Source organism: Streptococcus sp. FSL R7-0248 (assembly GCF_037967965.1).
Lineage (GTDB): Bacteria > Bacillota > Bacilli > Lactobacillales > Streptococcaceae > Streptococcus.
Genome location: NZ_CP150201.1, coordinates 1,857,764 through 1,873,387 on the forward strand (window position 1 = coordinate 1,857,764; position 15,624 = coordinate 1,873,387).

Annotated in this window: 12 protein-coding genes; 1 reads left to right on the forward strand and 11 read right to left on the reverse strand. The window is 42.1% G+C overall.

Annotated elements, in window-relative coordinates:
* Nucleotides 1-4: 4 nt before the first annotated feature.
* The 9 genes from NYE32_RS08465 to NYE32_RS08505 form a co-directional block, all read right to left on the reverse strand.
* On the reverse strand, nt 5-460 hold the full coding sequence (locus NYE32_RS08465; RefSeq protein ID WP_073686181.1) for a Wzz/FepE/Etk N-terminal domain-containing protein: 456 nt from the start codon (nt 458-460) through the stop codon (nt 5-7).
* 141 nt (nt 461-601) lie between these two features.
* Nucleotides 602-1,000, reverse strand: a complete 399-nt coding sequence (locus tag NYE32_RS08470; RefSeq protein WP_084869549.1) for a DUF805 domain-containing protein — start codon at nt 998-1,000, stop codon at nt 602-604.
* Between the two features lie 99 nt (nt 1,001-1,099).
* Nucleotides 1,100-1,507 (reverse strand): DUF805 domain-containing protein, encoded by a 408-nt coding sequence (locus NYE32_RS08475; RefSeq protein ID WP_064523919.1) that lies wholly within the window; start codon nt 1,505-1,507, stop codon nt 1,100-1,102.
* A 97-nt stretch (nt 1,508-1,604) separates the two neighbouring features.
* Nucleotides 1,605-2,021 (reverse strand): DUF805 domain-containing protein, encoded by a 417-nt coding sequence (locus NYE32_RS08480; RefSeq protein ID WP_049545893.1) that lies wholly within the window; start codon nt 2,019-2,021, stop codon nt 1,605-1,607.
* Between the two features lie 99 nt (nt 2,022-2,120).
* Entirely contained in the window at nt 2,121-2,513 is a 393-nt protein-coding gene (locus NYE32_RS08485) for a DUF805 domain-containing protein (RefSeq protein ID WP_339156989.1), read from the reverse strand.
* A 92-nt stretch (nt 2,514-2,605) separates the two neighbouring features.
* A complete protein-coding gene (locus NYE32_RS08490) occupies nt 2,606-3,856 on the reverse strand; it encodes a glutamate-5-semialdehyde dehydrogenase (protein ID WP_073689734.1) in 1,251 nt (416 codons plus the stop codon).
* Nucleotide 3,857: 1 nt separating this feature from the next.
* Entirely contained in the window at nt 3,858-4,661 is an 804-nt protein-coding gene (gene proB / locus NYE32_RS08495) for a glutamate 5-kinase (RefSeq protein WP_175057780.1), read from the reverse strand.
* A gap of 119 nt (nt 4,662-4,780) precedes the next feature.
* A complete protein-coding gene (locus NYE32_RS08500; RefSeq protein ID WP_339156990.1) occupies nt 4,781-6,370 on the reverse strand; it encodes an ABC transporter permease in 1,590 nt (529 codons plus the stop codon).
* Between the two features lie 2 nt (nt 6,371-6,372).
* On the reverse strand, nt 6,373-7,104 hold the full coding sequence (locus NYE32_RS08505) for an ABC transporter ATP-binding protein (protein ID WP_002891761.1): 732 nt from the start codon (nt 7,102-7,104) through the stop codon (nt 6,373-6,375).
* Nucleotides 7,105-7,377: 273 nt separating this feature from the next.
* Between NYE32_RS08505 and NYE32_RS08510 the strand changes: the two genes are divergently transcribed.
* Entirely contained in the window at nt 7,378-8,109 is a 732-nt protein-coding gene (locus NYE32_RS08510) for a DUF554 domain-containing protein (RefSeq protein ID WP_064523930.1), read from the forward strand.
* A 353-nt stretch (nt 8,110-8,462) separates the two neighbouring features.
* Here NYE32_RS08510 and addA read toward each other — a convergent pair whose 3' ends face one another.
* Entirely contained in the window at nt 8,463-12,116 is a 3,654-nt protein-coding gene (gene addA, locus NYE32_RS08515; RefSeq protein WP_156685225.1) for a helicase-exonuclease AddAB subunit AddA, read from the reverse strand.
* Complete coding sequence (rexB, locus tag NYE32_RS08520; RefSeq protein ID WP_156685224.1) at nt 12,106-15,426, reverse strand: ATP-dependent nuclease subunit B; 3,321 nt, start codon at nt 15,424-15,426, stop codon at nt 12,106-12,108. Before rexB ends, addA begins: the two co-directional genes overlap by 11 nt.
* Between the last annotated feature and the right edge of the window lie 198 nt (nt 15,427-15,624).

Below are 15,624 nucleotides of genomic sequence, written 5' to 3' on the forward strand. Positions count from 1 at the left end.
ACCCTTATTCTGTTGTTCCAGAGCTAACATCTGCGCTGTAGGCAGGTACTGTATAGCTTGAAGACTCACTATGTGACTCTGTATAAGTTGTTGGTGGCACATAGTTATACTGGGGCGCTTGATAAGCCTCTTGTGCTGAAGAAGGCGTTGGCGCCGATGCTACCGCAGGAGTTGAGCTTGCTTCTGTCTGACTAGCTGCTTCTACCGTTGAGCTTGCTGACGATGATTCGCTTGAAGACTCACTTGAAGTTGAAGAAGATGACGACGAACTTGAGCTCGATGACTTGGATGAAGCCTTGGGTTTGCTTGATGATGATTGCTTAGTCCCCACCTTAACTTGGACCTTAGCATGATTCTGCGCAGGTTGCAAAAAGACGATAGCCAGAGCCAAAAGGATAGCTGGTAGGGTAAATGTCAAAATAAGGTAACGTTTTTCTTTCAAGTGACGAAATAGTTTCATAAGTTATTCACATTTCTTAAATTATATTTTAGTATTGATTAGTCTCAGATAAGATTATATCAGAAATATTAAAATGTGCAACATTAACATAAAACTTTTTTGACATTAGAAAAACCAACTCAAAGAGTTGGTTGATTGTCATTATTGCTGTGGGTTATCGACGTTGTTCAATGGCACTTCTACTTCTGTTGGTTGACATAGTAAAAAAATAAGGATAAAAATACCGACAAATGGGATTAAAGGAATAAAAATATATGCCCAATGATAGCCAGCATCACGTAAACGACGAACCGTTACAGCAATACCAGGTAAAACCGCAGCAACACCATAGGCAAAAAAGATAAGTAGTAAAATAACACCAATAGTAAATAAATCGCTTGATCCTGTTTCAGAATCCATTCTTTCAAACACTGCTAGGAGCAAATAAGAAGCAAAGAAAATCAATACATGTGCCGAATATGCAAACCAGTAATCCGAGGGTGTTGAACGGCCCTTAAAATCAACATAGCCCTTCCAAAATTTTTTGTAGGCTTCAATCATAATAAAATCCCCCTTTTTTATGTTACTCTCAGTATAACAAGAGAAAAGGAGCTTGACAAATCAACTAAAAAACAGCCTAGCAAGGCTGTTAAGTCATTATTATTGCTGTGGATTATTGAAGTTATTGAAGTTATTGAATGGATACTCAACCTTAGTTGGTTTACACAACAACACAATTAAGATAATACCACCTACAAATGGGATAAATGCAACAAAAATATACGGCCAATTGTAGCCAGCATCACGCAAACGACGAACAGTTACAGCAATACCAGGTAAACACGCAGCAATACCATAGGCAAAAAAGATAAGTAGTAGGATAAGTGAAATAACAGCTAAAAAGCTTGAATCAGTTGCACCTGCAATTCCTCCAAATACTGCTAACAACACATAAAAAGCAACGACAGTTAACATATTTGCCAAATATGCAAACCAGTAATCTGAACGTGTTGAACGTCCCTCAAAATCTACGTAGCCCTTCCAAAACTTCTTATAAGCTTCGATCATAATAAAATCTCCTCATTTTTTGATAATACTACTATACCAAAAGACCGGTCTTCTGGCAAATTGACTAAGGAGCAGCCTATAAGGCTGCTAAGCACTTTTATTGCTGTGGGTTATTGAAATTATTAAACGCTACTTCTACCTTTGTTGGTTGTAAGGTTAAGATAAAAATAATAAAACCACCAAGATATGGAATTAGCGATAGGAATATCAAGGCCCAGTGGTAACCTGCATCTCGTAAACGACGTACTATGATTGCAATGGATGGTACAAGTGAGGCCAACGCATAGACTCCAATTCCTAACACTACAATATAGACCAAAATCATTTGAAAACTATATGGATCAGACGTATACGTAGAGGAGTCTCCTCCTAAAATCATGATTAGTATGAGTAAGAAACTAAACAATAAATAAACCAAGCATTGCGCAAGAACATTAAGCCAATAATCTGAACGCGTTGAACGTCCCTTAAAATCTACATATCCCTTCCAAAATTTTTTGTAGGCTTCAATCATAATAAAATCCCCCTTTTTTATGATACTCCCAGTATAGCAAGAGAAGGGAAGATTGACAAATCAACTAAAAAACAGCCTAGCAAGGCTGTTAAGTCATTATTATTGTTGTGAATTATTGAACTGTTTGAAAGGAAATTCTACTTTTGTGGGTTGACAAAACAAAACCAAAAGTACGATATCACCTATAACAAAGGCAAAACGTAAAAAAAACAAGGCCCAGTGATAGCCTGCATCGCGCAAGCGACGTACCTGAAGGGAAATAGATGGGATAAAGCTAGCAGGAAAATAGGTCATTACAAGCAGATACAGTAAGTTGAGAATAACATGGTAAGGACTATCGGGACTATCAAAAACAATTACAACTATAACTATGCTAAATAAAATGATAGTTACTATAGTATTTGCTAGAACTGCTAACCAATAATCTGAGCGGCTTGAACGTCCCGTGAAATCGACATAGCCCATCCAATACTTTTTATAAGCTCTAAACATCACAAAAGCTCCTCATTTTTGATACCCCCAGTATAGCAAAAGCTTTATACTCTAGCAAATAGACCAAAAAAGCCCCATGAGGAGCTTTTTGTTTATTCTCTAATTTGACCTTGGCCATTAATATAGAACTTGGTTGAGGTTAGGGCCTCAAGTCCCATTGGGCCACGGGCGTGCATTTTTTGGGTTGAGATTCCGATTTCAGCACCCAATCCAAAGACGAAGCCGTCTGTGAAGCGGGTTGAGGCATTAACATAGACAGCTGCAGCGTCTACGTCGTCTTGGAATTGCTCCGCACGACTGATATCCTGAGTCACAATAGCCTCTGAATGCGATGTCGTGTAAGTATTAATCCAATCAATGGCCTCATCAAGGCTATCTACTACTTTAACAGACATGATATAGTCAAGAAATTCTGTCGCAAAATCTTCTGGTGAAGCTGGTACAGCTTTTTCCATAAGTTTCAAAGCCGTTTCATCCGCACGGAACTCAACAGCCTGAACTTTTGAAATAGCTTTTTCCAAGTTAGGCAAGAAATCTTCCGCAATATCAGCATGAACGACGAGAGATTCTGCAGCATTACACACACTTGGTCGTTGAGTCTTGGCATTGATGACAATCTGTGTCGCCATATCTAAGTTAGCATATTTATCCACATAAATATGACAGTTACCAACACCCGTTTCAATGACTGGAACTTTGGCTTTTTCTTTAACTGTTTGGATGAGACGGGCTCCGCCACGAGGAATGAGCAAGTCTACATACTTAGTCGCCGCCATGAGTTCTTCTGCTACCTCATGAGAGGTATCTTCAATCAGCTGAACGGCATCTGCTGTGATACCCGCATTTTCCAAAGCCTTACGAGCTACTGTAACCAAGGCCTTGTTGGAATTGATGGCATCACGTCCTCCACGAAGAATAATGGCATTATTAGTTTTAAAGGCCAGGCTAAAGGCATCGATTGAGACATTGGGACGGCTCTCAAAAATCATAGCGATAACACCCATAGGAACACGCTTTTGAACAATTTTGAGACCATCCAGATTCGTATAGCCACGAACTACTTGACCGATTGGGTCCTGAAGATCTGCCACCTGACGGACACCCTCAGCAATCCCTGCGATACGGTCTTCCGTCAAGAGCAAGCGGTCTTGCATAATCTCTGAAATACCATTTTCCTTGGCATTGGCCATATCCTTAGCATTTTCAGTGATAATATAGGCACTCTCAGCTACTAGAGCTTTGGCTACCTGATTTAAAAGGTCGTTTTTAGCTGCTGTTGACAATTTAGCAATCTGACGACCTGCCACCTTGGCCTGTTGACCTAGCGTATCGATATATGTCATCTTAGTCCTCCTGTTTAAAGAGTGTACCAATCTTGGCTCCTTCTAGGACACGAAGGATGTCACGTGGATTTTCACCATTCATCAAAACCATTTGGCTTTGATTTTCAAAAACCATCTGAGCTGACTTAATCTTACTCATCATACCACCTGTACCAAATTTACTACCGGCACCACCAGCTGAGGCTATAATTTCCTCTGTAATCTCTGGGACATAGCTACGAAGGGTGGCATCCTCATAGACATTTGGGTTCTTATCGAAGAGCCCATCAATATCTGACAACATAATGAGTAGGTCAGCACCAACAATCTTAGCTACGATAGCTGACAAGCGGTCGTTGTCCCCAAACTTAGTCGCATGATCCATTTCATCTACGCTGACAGCATCATTTTCATTAACAACTGGAACAACTCCAAGGTCGAAGAGGCTCTCGAAGGCATTGATGGCATTGGCCAAACTCTCAGGATACTCGACCACATCACGGGTCAAAAGCAACTGAGATACCTTAGTTTGGTAATGTGAAAAGACCTGAGAATAGAGGCTCATCATGGCTACCTGCCCTACACTTGAGACGGCTTGTTGCTTACCGACTTCAGCCGGTCGCTTGTCTAGGTCTAGGACATTGAGCCCAAAGCCCATAGCACCAGAGGATACGAGGACAACCTCAATCCCTTTATTATGCAAGCTAGAAATGACAAAAGCTAATTGATCGATTTTTTCAAGATTAATTTTTCCTGATGGCAAAACCAGAGAGCTAGTCCCGATTTTGATAACCAGGCGTTTTACTGAGTCAAAATTTCGTTTCATGTTTATGATTATACACTAAATTCAGGTATTTTAACATATATAATGCATAAGTTTACATATTAAGGATTTTCAGTAAAAAAGAATCCCTCCAATCGGAGAGACTCTTTAAACAGTTTGTTCTAGGCAAAAAACATGGCTCTAATACGTTTCCAACGTCTGCGATCAACAAAAAGATAAACGATTAGGGCAATTAAAGCTATAAGCCCAGATACTATAGCGTTGACTACTAGGGCAATCCAGAACTTACTTGCAAAGAAGACAATACCTCCTAGCAAGGCAGCGATGAAAATTGTAAGAATAAAGATACCCATATAGAGCCACTGCCCGCCACCCCGATTGAAGAGCTGAGTGACTTCCTGCCAATTCACTTCCAATAATTTAAGGTCACGTTCAAAGAAATAGCCACCTACAAGATAGGTTGTTACGAGAAAACCAAGAGCGAAACTTGCCACCAAAATAGGATGGAGATGTGCAAGGAATATTAAACCAAGTCCTCCTAGTAAGAGGGATACACCGACTTGCAAGCCATAGAAAATCCAAAACTTTTGACGAAGATAGTCACCCGTATTGATTGGCAGGCTACGGATAAAGTCAAAGTTTGTTCCCTCTAAGGAAGTTGCCACCCCAAGAAAACTTGTTGGTTGCGCTGAAAAGAAACCAAAGGCAATTCCGACTAAAAGCATGAGCCCGAAATAGTCTGGACCTAAATCTTTCAAAAAGAACGCACCTCCACCCAGCATGATCATATATAATACTGGTACCACATAGGTATTGATAATGAGGGTTGAGTTTCCCAAAGTAGATAAATGATGGCGAACCAAGACCTGTCTTTGACTTCGAGTAACAACTTTTACCTGAGTCTTTCTAGCCTTTTTGTTATAAATGGCTTCGTGGAAATAACGAGGCATTCTGACTTTATAAAACCAAAAGCCCAAGATAAGCACTAAGATAAGAGGAAGATAAAAATTTAGTAGAGCCTCTGGAGATAGAGGAGCAGCTACCACATCATAGTAACCTCTTAGATAAGGCAATAAAGGAAAATCAATATGTCCAGCACCCTTAACATAACCATTAAGAAAACCAACCATCATGATAGGGAACATAATCAATAGGGTTGACAGGGTCATCAAAATAGTCGAATAGAGCTTTTGACGAGAACTGCGAACAATCAGCGTTCCAACACTATTAGACAGAATCACTGAAAAAACGAGATTGATAAAGAGAGAAACGATAAAGGATAGCAGCCCCACGACTATCCCCAGTGGGCCAATAAATTGCCAGTAAGCTAGAATGAGAAGACTAAGGATAGGTACCATGAAGGTCATCCCAACCATAGAACCTGACAAGGTCTTGGCCAAAAAGACTTCTGATGGCTTTAAGGGAAGAGGCAGATAAGCCTTGCTATCCTTACTATCGTAAAAGGTACTATAGAGAGCCGTAAAAGTCTGGAGAAGCCCCATGATTGAAAATGTCAAGAGATATAGGGTTAAGACTCCAGGATTTGCCTTATAATCGACACCTACAAAAAGATAGCTATAGACAACCGTAAAAACAACTAGAATCAAGAGTTGCTGTCTAAGCATGGCATTAACGATGGAGAAATTGGCTTTTTTCTTTTTCTCCTGACGTTTCTGTAGGTTAGTTACTGCTTGAGGATTAGCGTAGAGGAGATTAATTTTAAAAAGCTCCCAAACATGGTTCCAGTTCATGACTATACCTCCTCAATCTTACGTCCAGCCATTTCTAGATAAATGGTTTCCAAATCCTTGTCAGGGTACTGAGACTTCAGTTCAGCTAGAGACCCTTGGAAGATAAGTTTTCCTTTCTTCAAAATAGCAATCCGATCACAGAGCTGCTCAGCTACACTTAGAACGTGGGTTGAGAAAAGGACACTATTACCCTCCTTAGCATGGTTACGCATGGCTTCTTTCAAATCATAAGATGCCTGTGGATCCAGACCAGTCAAAGGCTCATCCAAAACCCAAATCTGCGGATTAACCAGAAGAGCACCGATAACGACAACCTTCTGACGCATACCGTGAGAGAAGGAAGAAATGAGGTTATAGCGACTTTCCGTCAAGTCAAAGGTAGCCATAAGATTAGTCAAACGTTCCTCAACCTGACTAGCTTCCAAATCATAGATACGTGTCAAAAAGTACCAATAGTCATTAGCAGTTAAGTTTAAGAATAAGTCTGGTGAATCTGGCACATAAGCGATTTTTTTCTTGATAGCATCACGATGTTGGCTGAGGGCCATATCATCGACGTAAACTTCACCGTAGCTAGCTTCAATGATAGACGTCAAAATGGAAATAGTCGTGGTCTTACCAGCCCCATTGTGACCAATCAGACCAAAAATCTCCCCATCTCGAATCTCGAGGTTAAGATCTGAGAGAGCATCCTTATCTTCATAACGTTTCGTTACGTGTTCAAAACGAATCATCTTTTATCCTTTCTTGAGAATCTATTTAACAATAGTCTCATTTTACACTTTATATTAGATTGTAAATTAGAGTTAGTACCTTGTTTTTTATGAACAATACTCTAAGAACACTGGCAATAGATTTAGATAAGGCTATTTCCTTACCTTCTCATTTATTGTATCATTTCAAAGGTACAATTTCAAGAAAACGTTTGTAAAAACGAGACAATTTTGCATTCGGTCTTTGATAATGCTAAACTTATAGTATTTAGATCAATAGGAGGAAAATCACTGGTGCCAACTGGAATTATCATCAACTCGCTATCTATTATCTTAGGAGGAATCGCTGGAGGACTCTTTGGGGATTATCTTCGAGACGATTTCAAGGAGAACCTTAACCTTATCTTTGGTCTAGCCTCTATGGTTATGGGGATTAGTGCTATTATGAATATGGTTAATATGCCTGCGGTTATCTTCGCGGTGGTTATTGGTACCATCATTGGACTGGCCCTAAAGTTTGGAAACCTCATCAACAAGGGGGCTGGACTTATGGAAAAAGGCTTGTCCAAGATTACACCAAGCAAACAAACAGGGTTAGCTCACGATGAGTTTTATGCACAGCTCTTGACAGTTATCGTCCTTTTTTGTGCGAGTGGTACAGGAATTTACGGTAGCCTTGAGTCTGGGATGACAGGCGATTCCTCCATCTTGATTTCCAAATCTATCCTAGATTTCTTTACAGCCATGATTTTCTCTTGTAGTCTAGGCTACATCGTCTCCATGATTGCCATTCCACAATTTATCGTTTTCTTCCTCCTCTTTGTGAGTGCTGGTTTCATTCTCCCTCTAACAACAAAAGCCATGATTGGAGACTTTAAGGCTTGCGGGGGCTTCCTCATGATTGCGACCGGTTTTCGTATTATGAAACTGCGTCAATTCCCAACAGCAGATATGATTCCATCCATGATTCTGGTTATGCCTATTTCCTGGGCCTGGGTCAATTGGGTGGTGCCTTTGATTAGTTGACATTAGGATTAAACTAAACAAATACTGTCAGTCTAATGCTGGCGGTTTTTGTCTATTTTTTAGCTGTTATAGACTTGGATTATTAAAAAATAGTAATGTTCGTGGTGTTGAATTCTAATTTTTCTAACCTTGTTTAGACTGAGATGAGTTTGTTATAATAACCCTTGTAGGCCTAAGCAACCTACAAGATACTTTTTTTCATAACTATTTCCATCCTCTAATATTTTAACGAACTTACAATACTGATGGAAATCTATCTGAAAAGACTGGTGTGTGCACACCGGTCTTTTTTGGTGGGATTGAGACACCAAAAAAACCACTCTTTCACTATGAAAGAATGGTTATGTTATAGCTTATACTTCTACGACTTCCAAGTTTTTTCCACCTAGGAGAATAAGGTATTTGTCAATCTTATCTACTTGATAGGCTTGGCTAAGTGCTTTAGCATAGAGGCTCATTTGCCCTTTGTAGCGGTCCTTAAGCTCACCAGGTTGAGTGAAGCGGTCTGTCTTATAGTCAAAGAGGACAATACGGTCTTCAAGAAGAAGGTAGCCATCGATGATACCACGGACGACAAAGTCTTCCTTACTAGCCGGGTCTTCTGCCAACATGGCAAATGGCGCTTCGCGACGCAACTTATCACGGTTAGCTAGAATGAGCTTTCCAAGTTCGGTGTCAAAGAAGCCTAGTAGCTTTTCTAACTGCACACGCGCCTTGACTTGATCATCTGCGGATACCCGACTCAAGGCCTGTGTCAAATCTTGGAGGGTCACCTTGTTAGAAAGAATCAAGCGTTGCATGAGTTCATGGGTGGCTGAACCAACTGCAGCTCCAGTGACCTTCGTTTTTTGCCCAAAATCTGGAAGTTCAAAGCTAGTGGATGTCTCCAGAGGTTGTACCTCCTCTTTCTTGTCCATAATATCCACCCCTTCAGTATCCATGACAGGTTCGTAGAAGGCTTTGAGCTGGCTCGGCGTACGCACAGATGGCAGGTCAATCGCTGGTGCATAAAGTTGATTGAGTTTTTCAACACTTTCTAAGACAGTTAGGGCACGCTTAATGTCTTCCGTCTGGCGATTGTTAGATAGATCATCAGCATCTACTGTTGCTTGAACTTCAACCTGACCAATAGCCTCTGGAGTCAACTCCTCAGCCTCAACAAAGCGAACAGTAAACTTGAGATCCTTTCTCATGAAGGCAGTATCCAAAGCCATAACCCAATCCTGATAAGTAGCGATTTGGTCACGTAGAGCTACTGGTAAACGATTATTTTCAACATCCGTGCCAAATTGCTGGGTCAATTTCTCCTTACTGCCCTTACCAACTAGGTAGAGTTTTTTCTCTGCACGGGTCATTGCAACATAGAGCAGACGCATCTCTTCTGAGATACTTGCTCGGCGTTCTTCCCTACGATTTTCCTGGAAGGTTAAGGTCTCGAGAACAACATTTAACTTAGGCAAATTGGTATTTACCTGGTCTTTGAGGTCAGCTAGATACTTAATGCCTAGTCCTTTTTCACGGTTGATGATGTACTTGCCACTTAGACCGTCCTTGCTGTGACCAATAAACTTGCGATTCATCTGCAAGACAAAGACATACTTGAACTCTAGTCCCTTGGACTTGTGAATGGTCATGAGGCTAACGGCATTTTTGGGAACCAAGTCTGTCACTTCCTCTAGGTCGTTACCGCTAGAAATGATTTTATCAATCATACCAATAAAACGAGAAAGTCCCTTAAAGCCAGTCTTTTCATAGGCATTGGCACGCAAGGCAAGGGCGTAGAGATTGGCCTGACGTTGCTCAGCTCGTGGAAAACTGCCAACATAATCATAGTAAAAACGATCGTCGTAAATCTTCCAAATGAGGTCGTAAAGCGAGTGCCACTTACTGTAATCACGCCAATCTGCCAGAGTCTCAATGAAGAGAGTCAACTTGGCCTCCAGTCCTTGCGTCACGACTTCTGGATGAAGTCCTGATTTAGTATGAGCTGCAAGAAGCTTGTCATAAAATTGTCCTTTGTCAGCCTGGACAGCGATCCTAGCCAGGTCGTCCTCGTTGAAGTTAAACATAGGTGAACGAAGGAGGGCAACCAAGGCGTAGTCATTGAGAGGATTATTGATGGCACGAAGGGTGTCCAACATAATCATAACTTCTAGTGACTCTAGGTAGCTTGACTTGTACTCGTCAGGAACCAAAGGAATTCCGTGCTCCTCGAAGCTTGCCATCAAGTCCAGATAGGTATTACGTGTAGGTGCTAGGAGGGTAATGTCCTCAAAACGTACACCCTGCTCGTGAAGTTTGATGATTTCTTTGATAACCAAGGAAATCTCGCCGCTACTAATAGGTTGATCAACACCTTCCTCGTCAGGAGTCACACTCGCTTCATCACTATTGTAAATCAGAACCTCTGTCTCATTTTCAGGATGGGGTTCTTTTTGCTTCTGGCTACCCGCTACCAACATATGCGTCTTGTCATAGAGGATATCCCCGATTTCCTGGTCCATGAGGTGGCTGAAAACACCATTAGTCGCATCAAGAACTTCAGATTGACTACGAAAATTCTCTTTAAGGAGAATCAGCTTACCTGCATCTGGATTTTCAAGGAAAAGCTGGAACTTACCATTAAAAATCTGAGGGTCTGCCTGACGGAAACGATAGATGGATTGCTTGATATCTCCCACCATGAATCGGTTGTGGCCGTTAAATAGGAGCTCCAACATGCGTTCTTGGGTATGGCTATTGTCCTGATACTCGTCTACCATCACTTCATGGTAACGGTCACGGTAGCTAGCTGCCACCTCTGGATTTTCCTCCAAAATACGGATGGCAAAATGGGCAATATCCGAGAATTCAAAGGCATTTTCCTGAATCTTTGCCTGTAAATACTGGTCCGAAAAATCAAGTACAAAGGCCTGAAGCAGCTCTAACAGAGGTAAGATGTTATCATTATGCTTGGTCAAAACCTCGAGGACCGTTAGCTGGGTATCAAGCTCTCGCAACTGGGCCACAAACTCATTTTTGGTCTTGTTGTAAGCCTCCTTGTAGGCCTTGAGTTCCTCGTCTTTGGGACGAGTCATATTGGTCAAACCAGTTCCTCCTGACAAAGTCAAGAGTTGTTTGAGCAAGTCCTCCATATCCGTCTGGTCATTGGCCAAGGCTCCTTCAAGAAGGCTAATGGCATCCGACACATTATTAAGATACTTAGCCTTGGCAAATTCACGCTGAGCTAGGCCTAAATGGTCTCTTAAGAAGTCTAAGAAATCAGCCAACAAGCCATCTTTGAGATCCTCTAAAAGCTCAGCTTTAGCCTTGTCTGGATTGGCCTCTGCCTGCCCTTTTAAAAGATTTTGACGTAGCCATTTTTCAGGACCTGCAGTAGCCTGAGAAAAGTTATAGACATCGTAAACTAAATCACGAAAAGCCTTACTAGTCTTGCCATTTCCTGCGAAGTTGCGGACCAATTTTTGGAAAAGTTGGGCATCCTTTCCTTGCATGTAATCGTTGAAAAGATCGGCATAAACCTCATTTTTCATAAGTGTCTGCTCGGCAGGATCTGTCATAATGCGGAAAATAGGTGACACACCCAAGAGATAGCCATACTGATTGACCAATTTCTGGGTGAAGGCATCCATAGTTCCAATATCTGCCGTCCCAATCTTGGCAATCTGATCTGAAAGAAAGGCACGCTCTTCATCCGTCTCAACTTGTCCAAGCTGCTCTGTCAGACGTTTTTCCAGACGCTCTTTTAACTCACCTGCAGCCTTTACCGTAAAGGTTGAGATAAAGAGTTGGTCAATGCCAACGCCACGTCCAATCATATCAAGGATACGCTCAACCATAACAAAGGTTTTTCCTGATCCAGCCGAAGCTGACACAAGAATATTACTACCATTACTGTAAATGGCCTCAATCTGCTCAGGTGTTAACTTGCGTTCCTTGTCAGAAGCTGCTTCTTGGGCAATGCGTTCCTTAATCTCTGTTGGACTTAAAAAAGCTTTAGTCAACATGGTTGTCCTCCTGGTCTTTTTTGTCTGCTGTCACAGCTTGATCAGTGACTAGAAAGGGGACGATTTTTTCAGCAACTTGCATCTCATTATAGTCCTCATCTTTTGCCATCAGCTCCAAATAAGCTTCCTTCTTGCCCTTACTTGGTAAACGCAGGAGCTTTCGAGCCTGTCCCATGTGGCGGTCGGCCTCAAAATGAGTAATTGCCTTGATTTGATCCCCTTGAACAGACTTGCCATCCTCGGTATAAGGATTAACCGCAAAATTCCCGCTTCGAATAACTTCAGCAGCACTTGTAAAGAGCTTGATATTGTAGTCTAGCAAGTTTTCTAGGTCCTCCTTGTCATAGGTGACAGTCTTTTGTAAATCATAGTTTCCACCAGCCAGATGCTCTGTTTCTGAAGCCACAAAAAGTCCCTTATAGGTCAATTCCTTATGAGCCTGAGCTGCTAGCTTATCCAGACCAAACTGAGCTAAGCTAAGCTGTGGGTCCTGCATGTGAAGATACATGGCACCAAAAAGCTGATCAGCATCAACCTTATAGGTCTGGCGGAGGGCTTCTAGATAGGTTACCAACTGCGGACTGAGGCCATTGTAGAATTTCTGAATGTCAAAGACATTTTTACCTGATTTGTAGTCAACGACACCCAGAGCCCCATCCGTTAAACGGTCCACACGGTCAATAATCCCTGTAATCTTGATGCTATTTGCTAAAAGCAAATCAAACTTGGCTTCCTCACGCTCAACCTTAACAGCCGCATTATCACGCAAAACACTGGCAGTTGAACGAGCGATATCTTCCAAAATCTGACGAGACAGGCGACTCTCTTGGTCCTCTGTATAGAGAAGTTCAAAGGGTTGTTCCTGATTGGTCTGAGCAATAGCCTTTTCCAATTTATCATCGAAGTTTTCTGGCGAAGAATCCCCCATAACACGCTCAAAGACACGGTGCAAGTAAGTCCCATGGTGTCGAGCATCTGGATGGATGGACTCCAACTCTTCAAGCCCCAAAACATAACGCAAAAAATAAAGATATTGGTTGTTATAGAAGGTCGTCAGAGCCGAAGCTGATAATTTTAGTGGTTCTTCCCCCGGAAAGACCAGCTGCATGACCTGATCATCAACCTTGGTCGTCGTCACATCGTCAATCACATTTGGAATCAAGACTTGGTCCTTATCAAGTCGCTTACGGAGATAACGCACAGCAACTGACCAGAAAGTCTGCGTTTCCTTGTCCAAATCAGCATCTAGATGGCTACTGTTAAGGGCGATGACAGTTGATAGAAGATCCTTGTAGTTCCCAATCTGGTCACCCTTGGCCTCGAAACGATTACGTCCCTTTTCAACCAAAGGAAGACCAAGGTCAAGCAGCTCCTTCAAATAAACCGACATGTCATCTTGAGTCTCATTGAGAATTTGTGGCTGACTAAGCACCAATTGTTCACTAGCCGAATTAAAAAGTGACATAGCCACAAAATGCCCCCGTTGACTGTTGCTCTGCGTAACAATATCCAAACTCCTGTGTTCATCCGTAGCCTCATTGATACGACTACGTTCCTCGTCAGACAGGAGACTCTTATTTTGCCCTACCTTAGGAAAATGTGACTGGGTCATCCCCAAGGCAAAAACATAAGGAGCAGAGTGTGGTTGAATCAAATCGTATTTCTTCACATTAACCACATCGACAGTGGCTGGGACCGTACGGTAATCACAGGCCAACATTCCTGAACGCAAAATGGACAAAAAGTCGTCCACTGACAGAGTTTCTTCCCCAAAAATAGTCTCAACCTGCTCCAAGAGTTGTGTGAAAGCCTTCCAGACCTGTTCGTTCTGTTCTTTTTCGGCCTCACTGGCCTTGGCAGTCAAACTAGCCATCTGACTTGGCACTTGCACAGCCTCTAAAAAGACCACTAGTTTCTTGAGTAGACTAGAACCCTTTTGTTTGCGACTATTAAGCAACTTGTCCAAGGGCTCTACCAGTTGTAACCTTAAGGCATTGAGCTGGTCTAAATCATACTTATCACGACTATTGGCCGTAAAATCAGACAAGAACTTGTGACGCCCCTTGATATCTGCAAAATTGACATAATATTCAAAAAGATCTAAGTCCTCTTGAGCAAAACCACCATAGAGACCGGATTTTACGAGATTAAGCAGATCCTCAGCACGATAATTATAGCGCTTGATACGTTCCAGCGAATCCACAAACTGTACCAAAGGATGGCTAGACATGGTTTCTTCCTTACCGAAATAATAGGGAATATCAAATTTTCGGAAAATCTGCCCCACCTGAAGCTTATAACTCTCTTCATCACCAAGTAAGACCAGAATATCCTTATATCGCTTGCCATCTGCCAGCAACTGACGAATACTCTTGGCAACCTGAGCCACCTCTTCCTTTTGGTTGACCACTTCCCAGACCTGCAAGGCTTGCTTGTCTTGATCGGTCAACTGCTCGTCTACCGTACTAAAATCATGACGGCTCTCCAAAAGACGGCTAATGCGAGCAAAAGAAGGATTGCCCTCTTTGTCTGTCGTCACGTAGTTGGGTGTCACCTTATAGGTCTGAGCCAAAGTTCTCAAAAAATCCACTGAGGCCTGATAAACATTGCCATAAACAAAGTTAGCCCTATAAGCTTTTTGACTGGCATAAGTCCCAATGACAATCTGGTGGCACTTATCATTCAAGAGAGCAACTAGGGCCTCCTCCTCGGCAGAGAAACGCGTAAAGCCATCAATGACCAAAACCGTGTTACTCAGGGCCTTATCCAGATGGCCTGAGGTAATTTCCTTGAAGAAGGCACTGAGTTTTGATTGATTGTCAAAATCTCCTGCCAACAAGAGGTCCTGAGCTGCACTGAAAATCCTGAGCAAATCCTCTTGTTTTTCAAGCTGATCCAAATGCTGCAAATCCAGAACCGTCATATTAGCCTGCTGCAACTCTTTGTAAAGGTCTACCAATTGATTAATAAAGTTACTATCCTTGCGCAAACGGCCATAAACCTTGAGCTCATCATCGCCCATATGCGACAAGACCTTATAAAAAATCATGGCCAGACCAGTATCATCCAGCTGAGTCTTTGGGTTGCTCGTATTGAGAATAAAATATCTCGCCATCTGAGTAAAACGAGTCACCGTAATCTCAAAGGAGGCTGACTGAGGCAAGTATTCCAAGACCTTACGCTCCTTCTCAAATGACAGAGCATTAGGGGCAATATAAAAGACCCTTTTCCCTTTTTGAGCATAGCTGGTTGCCTGCTCCGTCAGAATTTCTGTTAAATCCTGAGACATATCCGTATAAAGTAATTTCATAAGACGTCCCTTTCTTGTCTCTTCACCAGTCGTTGGGCTAAGGAAGAATTACCATTCACTTAGCGCTAACAACCACTAATCCTTGCTATTATAACACAGAATGAAGCAACAATCAGACTCCTCTCTCGCTCCTATCTCCTCTGATGTCCTAAGTTTCACACATAAGCACAAGCACCACAGCAAAGACCCCTCCTTTAT

Coding starts and splice junctions, on each gene's coding strand:
- NYE32_RS08475 (WP_064523919.1), bottom strand. CDS start 1,507: ATGATCGAAGCTTATAAGAAGTTTTGGAAGGGCTACGTAGATTTTGAG.
- NYE32_RS08505 (WP_002891761.1), bottom strand. CDS start 7,104: ATGATTCGTTTTGAACACGTAACGAAACGTTATGAAGATAAGGATGCT.
- NYE32_RS08500 (WP_339156990.1), bottom strand. CDS start 6,370: ATGAACTGGAACCATGTTTGGGAGCTTTTTAAAATTAATCTCCTCTAC.
- NYE32_RS08490 (WP_073689734.1), bottom strand. CDS start 3,856: ATGACATATATCGATACGCTAGGTCAACAGGCCAAGGTGGCAGGTCGT.
- NYE32_RS08485 (WP_339156989.1), bottom strand. CDS start 2,513: ATGTTTAGAGCTTATAAAAAGTATTGGATGGGCTATGTCGATTTCACG.
- proB (WP_175057780.1), bottom strand. CDS start 4,661: ATGAAACGAAATTTTGACTCAGTAAAACGCCTGGTTATCAAAATCGGG.
- addA (WP_156685225.1), bottom strand. CDS start 12,116: ATGTTGACTAAAGCTTTTTTAAGTCCAACAGAGATTAAGGAACGCATT.
- NYE32_RS08470 (WP_084869549.1), bottom strand. CDS start 1,000: ATGATTGAAGCCTACAAAAAATTTTGGAAGGGCTATGTTGATTTTAAG.
- NYE32_RS08480 (WP_049545893.1), bottom strand. CDS start 2,021: ATGATTGAAGCCTACAAAAAATTTTGGAAGGGATATGTAGATTTTAAG.
- rexB (WP_156685224.1), bottom strand. CDS start 15,426: ATGAAATTACTTTATACGGATATGTCTCAGGATTTAACAGAAATTCTG.
- NYE32_RS08465 (WP_073686181.1), bottom strand. CDS start 460: ATGAAACTATTTCGTCACTTGAAAGAAAAACGTTACCTTATTTTGACA.